Annotated in this window: 10 protein-coding genes; 8 read left to right on the top strand and 2 right to left on the bottom strand. The window is 69.4% G+C overall.

The window, feature by feature from the left end; genetic code table 11:
* The first annotated feature begins 76 nt into the window (after nt 1–76).
* The 6 genes from VLF18_RS15035 (at nt 77) to VLF18_RS15010 (ending at nt 6,907) form a co-directional block, all read left to right on the top strand.
* Entirely contained in the window at nt 77–733 is a 657-nt protein-coding gene (locus VLF18_RS15035; protein ID WP_325280449.1) for a hydrolase, read from the top strand.
* Nucleotides 733–1,683 (top strand): alpha/beta hydrolase, encoded by a 951-nt coding sequence (locus VLF18_RS15030; protein WP_325280448.1) that lies wholly within the window; start codon nt 733–735, stop codon nt 1,681–1,683. Before VLF18_RS15035 ends, VLF18_RS15030 begins: the two co-directional genes overlap by 1 nt.
* 116 nt (nt 1,684–1,799) lie before the next feature.
* A complete protein-coding gene (locus VLF18_RS15025) occupies nt 1,800–3,662 on the top strand; it encodes an amidohydrolase (RefSeq protein WP_325280447.1) in 1,863 nt (620 codons plus the stop codon).
* Nucleotides 3,663–3,664: 2 nt separating this feature from the next.
* The gene (locus VLF18_RS15020) at nt 3,665–4,069 is read left to right on the top strand and encodes a DoxX family protein (protein ID WP_325280446.1); all 405 of its coding nucleotides are present in this window, start codon (nt 3,665–3,667) and stop codon (nt 4,067–4,069) included.
* Complete coding sequence (locus VLF18_RS15015) at nt 4,066–5,676, top strand: MFS transporter (RefSeq protein ID WP_325280445.1); 1,611 nt, start codon at nt 4,066–4,068, stop codon at nt 5,674–5,676. The genes VLF18_RS15020 and VLF18_RS15015 overlap by 4 nt, the downstream gene beginning before the upstream one ends.
* A complete protein-coding gene (locus VLF18_RS15010; protein WP_325280444.1) occupies nt 5,654–6,907 on the top strand; it encodes an alginate export family protein in 1,254 nt (417 codons plus the stop codon). Before VLF18_RS15015 ends, VLF18_RS15010 begins: the two co-directional genes overlap by 23 nt.
* Before the next feature lie 44 nt (nt 6,908–6,951).
* On the opposite strand, the gene VLF18_RS15005 is transcribed toward VLF18_RS15010, so the two are convergent.
* A complete protein-coding gene (locus VLF18_RS15005) occupies nt 6,952–7,650 on the bottom strand; it encodes a pirin family protein (protein WP_325280443.1) in 699 nt (232 codons plus the stop codon).
* Nucleotides 7,651–7,818: 168 nt separating this feature from the next.
* On the opposite strand from VLF18_RS15005, the gene VLF18_RS15000 reads away from it, so the two are divergent.
* Together VLF18_RS15000 and VLF18_RS14995 are read left to right on the top strand one after the other, a co-directional pair.
* Complete coding sequence (locus VLF18_RS15000) at nt 7,819–8,736, top strand: LysR family transcriptional regulator (RefSeq protein ID WP_325280521.1); 918 nt, start codon at nt 7,819–7,821, stop codon at nt 8,734–8,736.
* Nucleotides 8,737–8,836: 100 nt separating this feature from the next.
* Complete coding sequence (locus VLF18_RS14995; RefSeq protein ID WP_325280442.1) at nt 8,837–9,274, top strand: GNAT family N-acetyltransferase; 438 nt, start codon at nt 8,837–8,839, stop codon at nt 9,272–9,274.
* Nucleotides 9,275–9,334: 60 nt separating this feature from the next.
* Here the strand turns inward: VLF18_RS14995 and VLF18_RS14990 are convergent, their stop codons facing one another.
* Nucleotides 9,335–11,452, bottom strand: a complete 2,118-nt coding sequence (locus VLF18_RS14990; protein ID WP_325280441.1) for a S8 family serine peptidase — start codon at nt 11,450–11,452, stop codon at nt 9,335–9,337.
* Between the last annotated feature and the right edge of the window lie 196 nt (nt 11,453–11,648).

Genomic DNA, 11,648 nt, shown 5'->3' with positions numbered 1-11,648 from the left:
CGGCACCGGCCTCGTCGAGCGCAAGCTCGGCGGACGGGCGACGTTCGTCGCCACGTCCTCCATCGGAACCCTGACCATGCCCACGGCCACCCCAAAACCCGGAAACACGCTGCTCACGCCGCAGGATCACACCCTGGTCCTGATCGACCATCAGTCGCAGATGGCCTTTGCGGTGCACTCCATCGACATGACCGTGCTGCGCACGAACGCCGCGCTGGTGTCCAAGGCGGCCCTCGGTTTCGGCGTGTCGACCATCGTCACGACGGTCGCCGAGAAATCGTTCTCCGGTCCGCTGTTTCCCGAGATCACCGACACCTTCGACGCGGGTCCGGTCTATGACCGCACGAGCATGAACTGCTGGGAAGACGCGCAGATCACCGATGCGGTCAACCGCCACGGCAAGGGTCGCGTGGTGCTGGCCGGACTCTGGACCAGCGTCTGCATCGTCGGACCGGTGCTGTCGGCGCTCGACCAGGGCTTCGAGGTCTACGTGATCGCCGATGCCTGCGGCGACGTGTCGGCCGAAGCGCACGACCGCGCGATGGATCGCATGGTGCAGGCCGGCGCGCGGCCGATGACGAGCCTGCAGTATCTGCTCGAACTGCAGCGCGACTGGGCGCGCGCGGAAACCTATGCGTTGACGACCGGCATCGCGCGCAGCCACGGCGGCTCGTACGGCATCGGCATCCAGTACGCGAAGACGATGTTCGGCGCGCAGGAGGGCGGTCACTGATGAACGCCAACGACATCGCCAGTCCGGAACGCCGCACGCTGCTCGGTGCCGCCGCCGTCGCCACCGTCGCTGCGGGCATTTCGTCGGCACAGGCCGCCGAGCCCAAGGCTCCGGCCGCGCCCCCGACCGCTCATCGGATCCGCACGAAAGACGGCACCGGCATCCACTACAAGGACTGGGGCAGCGGACAGGCCGTCGTGTTCTCGCATGGCTGGCCGCTGAGTTCCGACGCCTGGGACGCGCAGATGGTGTTCCTCAGCGAGAACGGCTACCGCGCGATCGCGCACGACCGCCGCGGTCACGGGCGTTCCGACCAGCCGTTCCGCGGCAATGACATGGACACCTATGCGGACGATCTCGCGGCGCTGATCGAGCAGCTGGGTCTCGAACGCGTCGTGCTCGTCGGCCATTCCACGGGCGGCGGCGAGATCGTGCGCTACATGGGTCGTCACGGCACGAAACGCGTCGCCAAGGCCGTGCTCGTCGGTGCCGTGCCGCCGCTGATGCTGAAGACCGCCGATCACGCGAACGGCGTGCCGAAGGACGTGTTCGACGGCATCCGCGCCGGCGTGCTCGCGGACCGCTCGAATTTCTACCGCGAACTCACGACGCCGTTCTTCGGCGCGAACCGCCCGGGTTCCAAGGTCACGCAGGGCATGCGCGATGCATTCTGGTTCCAGGGCATGCAGGGCGGGCTCAAAGGCCAGTACGACTGCATCAAGCAGTTCTCGGAATCCGATTTCACCGCGGACCTCAAGAAGATCGACGTGCCGCTGCTCGTCATCCACGGCGACGACGATCAGATCGTGCCGATCGAGGCGACGTCGAAACTGACCGCCGGACTCGTGAAAGGCGCCAAGCTCTCGGTCTACGCCGGCGGCGATCACGGCCTGCCGGTCACGCATCAGTCCCGGTTCAACCAGGACCTGCTCGCGTTCCTGCGCGGCTGAGCCGAGAGTTCGGGCGCATCATGGCGTCCACGCCCGATCCGACGCGCCGGCGGTTGATCGGCGCCGCAGTCGCGGCGCCGTTCATCGCGCTGCAGCATCCCGGCAGAGGAGTTTCCATGCATCCCGATCTGATCCTGCACGGCGCGAAGATCACGACGCTGAATCCGCGACAGCCGACCGCGAGCGCGGTCGCGATCACGCAGGGCAAGTTCACCGCCGTCGGCAGCGACGAAGCGGTCCTGAAGACTGCCGGCGACGCGACGCGACGCATCGATCTGCATGGCCGGCGCCTGCTGCCAGGCCTCTGCGACAACCATCTGCACCTGATCCGCGGCGGCCTCAATTTCAATCTGGAGCTGCGCTGGGACGGCGTGCGCAGCCTCGCCGACGCGATGGCCATGCTCAAGCGGCAGGTCGCGATCACGCCGCCGCCGCAGTGGGTCCGTGTCGTCGGCGGCTTCAGCGAGCACCAGTTCGTCGAGAAGCGCCTGCCGACGCTGAAGGAACTCAACGCCGTCGCGCCGGACACGCCGGTGTTCATTCTCCACTTGTACGATCGCGCGCTGCTCAACGCCGCGGCGCTGCGTGCCGTCGGCTACACGCGCGACACGCCCGAACCGCCCGGCGGCCAGATCGCGCGCGACGCCGACGGCAACCCGACCGGCCTGCTGCTGGCCAAGCCCAACGCAAGCATTCTCTACGCGACGCTCGCCAAGGGACCGAAGCTGCCGTTGGAGTACCAGCTCAACTCCACGCGCCATTTCATGCGCGAACTCAACCGTCTCGGCGTCACCAGCGCGATCGACGCCGGCGGCGGCTTCCAGAACTATCCGGAAGACTACGAAGTCATCCGTCAGCTCGCCGAGGCCGGGCAGTTGACCGTGCGGCTCGCCTACAACCTGTTCACGCAGAAGCCACAGCAGGAGAAGGAAGACTTCCTGCGCTGGACGCGTTCGTCGAAGTACCAGCAGGGCGACGACTATTTTCGCCACAACGGCGCCGGCGAGATGCTCGTGTTCTCGGCCGCCGACTTCGAGGATTTCCGCGAGCCGCGTCCCGACCTGCCCGAGACCATGGAACAGGACCTCGAGGCCGTGGTCCGCATTCTCGTGCAGAACCGCTGGCCCTGGCGCCTGCATGCCACCTACGACGAGACCATCGCCCGCACGCTGACCGTGTTCGAAAAAGTGAACAAGGAGATTCCGTTCGACGGCCTGCACTGGTTCTTCGATCACGCCGAGACGATCTCGCCCAAATCGATGGACCGCGTCGCCGCGCTCGGCGGCGGCATCGCAGTGCAGCATCGCATGGCCTACCAGGGCGACGACTTCATCGCGCGCTACGGCCGCGCCGCCGCCGAGGCGACGCCGCCGCTCAAGCGCATGCTCGAGTCCGGACTCAAGGTGTCGGCCGGCACGGACGCAACGCGCGTGGCCTCGTACAACCCGTGGGTTTCGCTGTCATGGCTGGTGACCGGCCGCACGGTCGGCGGCACGTCGCTGTATCCGAGCCGCAACCTGCTCGACCGCGAGCAGGCGCTGCGCCTGTGGACCGAACACGTGACCTGGTTTTCCAACGAGGAAGGTCGCAAGGGCCGCATCGAGGCCGGTCAGCTGGCCGACCTCGTCGTTCCGGACCGCGACTTCTTCGCGTGCCGCGACGAGGAGATCGCACAGACGTCCTCGCTGCTGACCGTGGTCGGAGGCCGCGTCGTCTATGCCGCCGGCGAGTTCGCGACGCACGACGCGCCGCCGCCGCCGGCCATGCCGGACTGGTCGCCGGTACGCGCGTACGGCGGTTACGGCGCGTGGCGCAAGACGGCTCCCGAAGCGTCGGCCGCGATGGCGGCGCAGTGCGGCTGCGCGACGGCATGCCGCGTGCACGGCCACGCGCATGCGCACGCCTGGAACAGCGCCGTGCCGGCCGGCGATCTCGCAAGTTTCTGGGGCGCGCTCGGCTGCGCGTGCTGGGCGGTCTGACGATGCGCGGTCTCGACGCCGCCGCGGCGCAGTGGCTCGCGCTGGCGCTGATCTGCAGCGCCTACGTGCAGGGCGGGCTCGCCAAAGCGCTGGATTTTCCGGCGGCTGTCGGCGAGATCGCACGCTTCGGCCTGCGGCCGGCCGCGCCGCTCGCCGTGCTGACGATCGCGATCGAACTCGGCGCCGCGGCGCTCGTGCTGTCGGGTTACCGTCGCTGGTTCGGAGCGCTCGTGCTCGCGGCGTTCACGCTCGCGGCAACCTTGGTCGCAAATCGCTTCTGGGAGCGGCGCCGCGGCGAACGCATGGCCACGGCGAACGCGTTCTTCGAGCACCTCGGTCTGGTCGGCGCCTTCCTGCTGATCGTGTCGCTGGATCTCGCCGCCACAGCCGGAACCGGCGCGCCATGAGCGCAACGCCGTCGCGCGCCGGTGCCTTCGCGCCGCTACATCACGCGACCTTCGCCGTGCTCTGGACGGCGACGATCGTCGGCAACACCGGTTCGTTCATGCGCGACGTCGCGAGCGCGTGGCTAGCGACCGACCTGTCGCCGAGCCCGGCCATGGTCGCGCTGATCCAGACCGCCGCGACGCTGCCGATCTTTCTGCTCGCGATTCCGGCGGGCGTGCTGACCGACATCCTCGACCGGCGGCGCTTTCTCGTGTTCGCGCAGGTCTGGCTGATGCTCGTCAGCGGCACGATGCTGCTGCTGACGGCGACCGGGACGATGACGGTCGGCTGGCTCGCCGTGTTGACCTTTCTCGGTGGCGTCGGCGCAGCGCTCGCGATGCCGGCGTGGCAGGCCATCGTGCCGGAACTCGTACCGCAGGAGTCGGTGCGCGCCGCGGTTGCGCTGAATTCTCTCGGCGTGAACATCTCGCGCGCGATCGGACCGGCGCTCGGCGGCCTGCTGCTCGCGAGCTTCGGCGCCACAGCGGCCTACGGCGCCGATGTCGCGAGCTATCTGTTCGTGATCGTTGCGCTGCTCTGGTGGCGGCGCCCGGTCGCAGCGGCGGACCGGCTCAACGAGCAGTTCCTCGGTGCGTTCCGCGCCGGCGTGCGTTATGCGCGGACCAGCCGCGAGTTACATCGCGTGCTGCTGCGCGCCGCGGTCTTCTTCGCATTCGCGAGCGCGGTCTGGGCGCTGCTGCCGCTGATCGCGCGGCAGTTGCTGCAGGGCGGCGCCGGTTTCTACGGCCTGCTGCTCGCGGCGGTCGGCGTCGGCGCGATCGCCGGGGCCTTCCTGCTGCCGTGGCTGCGCGGCCATGCAACGGCCGACCGGCTGCTGCTGTTCGCCGGACTCGTATCGGCCGGCGTGCTGGCCGCGCTCGCGCTCGCGCCGCCGCGTGCGACGGCGGTCGTCCTGCTGTTCGTGCTCGGCTCGGCCTGGATCGTCGCGCTGACGACGCTCAACGGCACGGCGCAGAGCGTGCTGCCGAACTGGGTGCGCGGCCGCGGACTCGCCGTGTACCTGACCGTGTTCAACGGTGCGCTCGCGGCCGGCAGTTTCGGCTGGGGCCTCGTGGCGCAGCGCGCCGGCGTGGCGGTCGCGCTCGCGATCGCGGCGGCGGGCCTCGCGCTCAGCGGGCTGGCGCTGTATCGCCTGCGCCTGCCGGCCGGGGATGTCGACCTCGCGCCGGCGCGGCATTGGCCCGAACCGCTGACCGCGCTGCCGGTCGAGCGCGATCGCGGACCGGTCCTGGTGCAGCTTGAGTACCGCGTGCCGGCCGAACGGCGCGACGCATTTCTCGCCAAGCTCGAAGCGCTGTCGGAGGAACGGCGCCGGGACGGTGCCTATCTCTGGGGCGCGGCCGAAGACGCCGTGGAACCCGAGCGCATCGTCGAGTGGTTTCTCGTCGAATCCTGGGCCGAGCACCTGCGCCAGCACCACCGCGTGTCCAACGCCGATGCGGACCTGCAGCGCGAGATCGTCGCGTTGCACGAAGGCCCCGAACCGCCGCTCGTGCGCCACCTGCTGAGCGTGCGCGGCCGGCATGGGCAACACGGCGACGGTTAGTCCCGCGCGGCGGGCCGCCGGTCTCGCGACGCTGCTTCTGGTCGCCACGCAAAGTGCAGCGGCGGACATCGAGCTCGGCGCGAACGCGCGGTTTCGTTTCGAAGCCGCCGACGGCGCTGGCTACGGTACGCGCGGTCCGCGCGACGAGGCGCTGCTGCAGCGGCTGCGCGTCGACGCGCAATGGCACGGCACGCAGTGGCAGGCGCGCGTCGAACTCGAAGACGTGCGCGCCCACGGCAAGCGCGTCGCGGCGCCGACCGACGAGAATCCGCTCGACCTGCGCACGTTCCTCGTCGAGCGCGAAGGCGACGGCTGGAACCTGCGCCTCGGCCGCCAGGAACTCGATGTGGCGCCGCAGCGTTTCCTCGGCGTGCGCGACGGACCGAATCTGCGGCAGGCCTTCGACGGCATCGCGCTGCGGCGCGACCAAGACGGCTGGATCTGGCAGGCGCTCGCGAGCCTGCCCGTCGATTACGCGAGCCGCCGGCCGTTCGACGATCGTGCCGCACGGGATCAGCGCTTCGATCTGGTCTCGGTGCGACGTGCCGCGCGACACGGTACATGGAGCGCGTTCTACGCGCGTCTGGCGACTGACGAAGAGCGTCACACCGATGCGGTCGGCCGCGCGGTGCGGCACAGCCTCGATCTGCGCTGGGACGGCGACGCGCTGCCGTGGGACTGGGATTTCGAAGCGGTCCTGCAGCGCGGACACGTCGGCGCAGCCGAAATCTCCGCCTGGGCGGTCGGCCTGCGCGGCGGCTACACGCAGCGGACCGCCAGGTCGCCGCGCTGGGGATTGCAGCTCGATACGGCCAGCGGCGACCGCTGCGCCGGCGACGGCGGCGTCAGCACGTTTCATCCGCTGTTCGCGAACGGCTCGTATTCGTTCACGCTCGCAGGCCACACGGGCTATTCGAATCTCGTGCAGGTGAAACCGTCGCTGACGCTGTCGCTTCGTCCGGATCTGCGCGGGAGCGTCGCACTCGCCGGACTGTGGCGGCGCACGACGCACGATGCGGTCTATCTGCAGCCCGATGTGCCGTTGCGCGGCACCGCGGGTCGCGGTGGCCGCTACACGGCAACCTATGCGCAAATGCGTCTGGACGGCCGGCTGCGGCCCAACGTGGAGTGGGCCGCGGAGATCGTGCGCTACGACGCCGGCCGCGCGGTGCACGCGGCCGGCGGACGCGACAGCCGCTATGCCGCGCTCGAACTCGCGCTCGGCTGGTGAACGCCGCGGCGGGGGCCACGGCGTTCACCGACTCATTGCCGCACTCACGGCAGATCGAACACCAGCACTTCGGCGTCCTGCGCCCGATCGAGCACGATGCGGGACTCCTGCTCGAAGCTCGCCGCGTCGCCGGCCTTCAGGACCTGGCCGTTCACCGACAGCGCGCCGCGAACGACGTGCACGTAGCCGCGGCGGTCCGGCGCGATCGCGTGCTCGACGCGTTCCTCGCCGTCGACGAGCGCGGCATACAGGAAAGCATCCTGATTCATGCGCAGCGAGCCGTCGCGGCCGTCTGGGGACACCAGCAGGCGCAGCCGGCCGCGCTTGGACGCCGCGTCGAAATGCTTTTCCTCGTAGCCGGACGCATGACCGTTCCGGTCCGGAAAAATCCAGATCTGCAGGAAATGCACGGACTCCGTCGGCGAGTGGTTGAACTCACTGTGCATGACGCCGGTGCCGGCGCTCATCCGCTGCACGTCGCCGTAGCGCAGCACCGAGCCGTTGCCCATGCTGTCCTTGTGTTCGAGCGCGCCTTGCAGCACGTAGGAGATGATCTCCATGTCGCGATGGCCATGCGTGCCGAAGCCCTGTCCGCCGGCGACCGTGTCTTCATTGATCACGCGCAGCGGGCCGAAGCCCATATGGCGCGGATCGGTGTAGCCGGCGAACGAAAACGTGTGGCGCGAACTCAGCCAGCCGTGCTCGGCATGACCGCGTTGCTCGCTTCTGCGGATCTGCATCATGGCGTTCTCCCGAAAGTAGATCGAAAATGTCGAATATCGCAAAAGGCCGCGCGGCTTATCTGATACGCTGCGTTTCGCGGGGCTTTCCTGCTCGGCGTGCAGTATGCGAGCCGTCGGTCGCCGCGAAAAGCGAGTATTTTTCCGTCCTTGCATCGAATTTTTCGAATGTTGAAACTGTCCCTCGACGCGCTGCAGATCCTCGACGCCATCGACCGGCGCGGTTCGTTCGCTGCGGCCGGCAAAGCGCTTCATAAGGTACCGTCGACGATTTCCTACACCGTCGGCCGGCTCGAGGAAGACCTCGGCGTGCGCGTGTTCGAGCGCCAGGGTCCGAAGGCGACGCTGACTGCCGCCGGACGCGAACTGCTCGCCGAGGGGCGCCACCTGCTGCGCGCGGCGATCGACCTCGAGCTGCGCGTGAAGAAAGTTTCCGCGGGCTGGGAGACCTCGCTCGCGATCGGTCTCGATTCGCTGTTCGACCCGGCCGCGCTTGCGGCCGACCTGCGCGACTTTTACGCGGTCACGCGCCACACGCGCCTGCGCGTCGTACAGGACGCGCTGACCGGCACCTGGGAGGCGCTGCTCGACCGCCGCGTCGACGTGCTGATCGGTGCGGCCGGCGACGGCCCTTCGGGCGGCGGGCATCTGTGCGAACCGTTCGGCACGTTGTCGTTCGTGTTCGCCGTAGCGCCGTCGCATCCGCTCGCGAAACTGCGGCGACGGCTCACGAATGCGGACCTGCAGCAGCATCGCGCGATCGTCGTCGCGGATTCGGCACGCAAGCTGATCCCGCGCACGGTCGGCGTGCTCGCCGGACAGGACGCGCTCACCGTGCCCGACATGCGCGCAAAGATCGCGATGCAGAAGGCCGGCGTCGGCTTCGGCTTCCTGCCGGAACCCTTCGTGCGCGCCGCGGTGAAACGCCGCGAACTCGTGATCCGCGACGTCGACGAGCCCAAGCCCGCGGAAACGTTCCATCTCGCGTGGCGCACCGGCGAGACCGGCGCCGCGCAGCAGTGGTGGCTGGACCGCGCGAGGTCGCGCGGCATGTTCGAGCGGCTGCTCGCGCTGACGCTGAAGACGTGACGCACTTCCGGCTCCGCCGATTCGCAGCGAATTGGCCTGCACTCGGCCGCCGCGGCTTTGCTTCAATGCAGACCCGCCCCGCACATCTGCCGGAGTCGCCATGTCCGTTTCGATACGCCGCATCATTCCGCAGGATCGCGCCGGCTGGGATCCGTTGTGGTCCGCTTACTGCCGGTTCTATCGGGCCGAGGTCGATGCGGAGATCACCGATCGCACCTTTGCGCGTCTGTGCGAAGGCGCCGATCTCGTCGGCCTCGTCGCGCTCGACGAGGACGGCCGGCCGATCGGCTTCGCGAACGCGCTGTTTCATGCGTCGACGTGGTCGCTGCGCGGCTACTGCTATCTCGAAGACGTGTTCGTCGCGCCCGAGCAGCGCGGCGGACGCGTGGCCCGCGCGCTGATCGAAGCGGTCTACGCCCAGGCCGACGCGCGCGGCGCCGAACGCGTCTACTGGCACACGCAGGAATTCAACGCGCCGGCGCGTTCGCTCTACGACACGCTCGCCCGGCGCACGTCGTTCATCGTGTATCGGCGGTAAGCCGGCGCGTGGGACGCCGCAACGGCGTCCCGACGCGCAGTCGTTCACGCCTCGTCCGCCCTAGACGCGTTTGCGCCTCGGCGCAGCCTTCGGACGTGCCGCTGCTTTCTTCGCGACAGTGCGTCGTGCCGGCGCCCGTTTCGCGACGGCAACCGGCGCAGCGGGCGCGACGCGGTCCGGATGCGCGAAGCCGAGCCGCACGCCGAACGAGACGAGCCTGCCGGAATCCTGCGCCGCGGCGTCTCTGATCTCGAGCGTCCAGGTGCCCTTGCCGCTCTTGCCGACGACATTCGCAAGGGCCGGCGCCGCGGTCGTGTCGTAGCTGCGTCGGATGTCGTGCGCCGGGCCGCCGGCACGGTCGTGCAGCACGATCGCGCCGGCACCGGTGGCCTCCGGCGGACGCAGCGTCACGACGAGGTCGCCGACGTAGGTGTGGCGCAGATCGATCTGCACGACGGCGCTCTCGATCGGCGTCGCGTCGGCGACATCGAGCGTGAAGGTCACGGTCTGCAGATCCGGCACGGGCGCGTTGAACACGCGCGTGACGTCCGCGACGTTCTGCGGTTCCGGCTGCGCGAGCGTGACGGCGGCGAGCGCGTTGAGCCGGCCATGGCCGTACTTCGAACTGCGGCCCGCAGCGTCATAGGCGCCGCCCTGCGGATCGATGCGATCGCACGCGCGCGCAAGCACGTCGCGGACTTCGTGCCAGCGCAGTGCAGGATTCACCGACAGCACGAGCGCCGCGACGCCGGCCGCGCCGGGACAGGCACTCGAGGTTCCGCCGAAGCCGTTCGTGTAGTCGCCGCGCACGTCGCCCTGCGACGCGCGGCCGTCGTTGTAGCCGGGCGCGCCGGAACGGTCCGTCGTCCAGATGCCGGGCGTCAGCGGCTCGGGATGATTGAACGGCGCGTGGCCGAAGTCGCTGCTCGGGAACGCGCACCAGATCGCCGCGCCGAAGTCGCTGTACACGCTGCGCAGGCCGCGGTCGTTGCACGCGGCGACCGCGATCACCCTGGCATAGCTCGCATAACCGTCGTTGTCGACCGACTCGTTGCCGTTGCCGGCCGCGAACAGGATGACGCAGCCCTTGCCGTTGCGGCCGTGCGTCGTGGCGTAGTCGATCGCAAGGCGTGTCTGCGCGCCGAGCGGCGCGAACTGGTCGTGCACCGGATCGGCCGGATCGAACCAGTCGCCGTCGGCCGGGCCCCAGCTGCACGAGATCACGTCGGCACCGTGATCGGCGGCCCACTTGAACGCATCGGCTTCGTTCTGCGAACCCAGGCCCGAGCGCAGGCGGATCGGCATCAGCCGCGCCTGCGGCGCGACGCCGCTCGCACCGTCGCTGCCGCTGGCGCAGGCAACGCCGGCGCAGGCCGTGCCATGGCTTTCGCTCGCGGCGACCGGCCGCGGATCGGCGGTCTTGCCGGTCGCGTCGCGCGGCGCGACGATCTTGCCGCCGCCGCCGAATTCGACGTGATCGATATCGATGCCGGTGTCGATGATCGCAATGGTCGTACCGGCGCCCTGCGCGATCGCGTGTGCCGCGGCCACACCGGCATGCGCGTCGACGACGCGGCCCGCGATCGTGGTCTTCGCGAGATGCCACTGCGACGGAGCGATCGCCTTCATCGCGCGCTCGCGAATCAGCTCGGGATGGCAGTACTCGACGTCGTCGCGCTGCAGCAGGCGCTCGGCAATCTCGAACACGGCTTCGCCGGTGCCCTCGGGCGCCGCGACGAAGTACGCGTTCGTCGCATAGCCGACGTTCTGCTTGACCGCGAGTCCGGCGTCGCGCAGCACCGCGAGTGCGTCGTCAGGGTCGGTCGCATCGGTGAACTTGATGAACAGGTTCTCGGTGTAGACCACCGGCTTCTTGGCGACCGCGTCGACGAACACGCCGCCGGCGAAGCGCACGTCGGGTGACGCGCGCAATGCGCTCTTGCGCTGCGCAAGCGAGCGGGCGCCGCGCGTCGTCGGTACGCGGTAGACCTCGACACCCGCGTCGGGAAACGCGAGCACGAGCGAACCGTCGTCGACTTCCGCCGCTGCCGCCGTGCGCGGTCCGGCAGTCGAACGGGTGACCGAGCGCCCGCTGCGTGTGCGGACCGCAATGAGATCCGGACTGCGCTCGAGTCGGTAGGCGGGCTCGTTCTTCCGGCCGAGATGGACGGTAGGCATGGCCGTACTCCATGAAGGCGCAAGGCGTGCGCCGGCACGAAGTAGGTGCGCGGGAGGCGAAAATTCTCCCAGCCGTCGCTGCCGTCAGTCAGAGGCGATGGAGACGGCCCGGGCGCCACGACGACGTGGCGCATTCCGGCCTCCGGCTCCGGGCTCACGGCCGCGCCGGGAAACGCGACGGCGGCGAGTAAGCAAC

The organism is Tahibacter sp., from assembly GCF_035481375.1.
In the GTDB taxonomy this organism is placed as follows: Bacteria; Pseudomonadota; Gammaproteobacteria; order Xanthomonadales; family Rhodanobacteraceae; genus Tahibacter.
This window is presented reverse-complemented; position numbering and strand designations above follow the sequence as displayed.

What these genes read in the sequence shown, in the direction of transcription:
- VLF18_RS15035 (WP_325280449.1), top strand. Translation starts at nt 77, where the DNA reads ATGCCCACGGCCACCCCAAAACCCGGAAACACGCTGCTCACGCCGCAG.
- VLF18_RS15030 (WP_325280448.1), top strand. Translation starts at nt 733, where the DNA reads ATGAACGCCAACGACATCGCCAGTCCGGAACGCCGCACGCTGCTCGGT.
- VLF18_RS15025 (WP_325280447.1), top strand. Translation starts at nt 1,800, where the DNA reads ATGCATCCCGATCTGATCCTGCACGGCGCGAAGATCACGACGCTGAAT.
- VLF18_RS15020 (WP_325280446.1), top strand. Translation starts at nt 3,665, where the DNA reads ATGCGCGGTCTCGACGCCGCCGCGGCGCAGTGGCTCGCGCTGGCGCTG.
- VLF18_RS15015 (WP_325280445.1), top strand. Translation starts at nt 4,066, where the DNA reads ATGAGCGCAACGCCGTCGCGCGCCGGTGCCTTCGCGCCGCTACATCAC.
- VLF18_RS15010 (WP_325280444.1), top strand. Translation starts at nt 5,654, where the DNA reads ATGGGCAACACGGCGACGGTTAGTCCCGCGCGGCGGGCCGCCGGTCTC.
- VLF18_RS15005 (WP_325280443.1), bottom strand. Translation starts at nt 7,650, where the DNA reads ATGATGCAGATCCGCAGAAGCGAGCAACGCGGTCATGCCGAGCACGGC.
- VLF18_RS14995 (WP_325280442.1), top strand. Translation starts at nt 8,837, where the DNA reads ATGTCCGTTTCGATACGCCGCATCATTCCGCAGGATCGCGCCGGCTGG.
- VLF18_RS14990 (WP_325280441.1), bottom strand. Translation starts at nt 11,452, where the DNA reads ATGCCTACCGTCCATCTCGGCCGGAAGAACGAGCCCGCCTACCGACTC.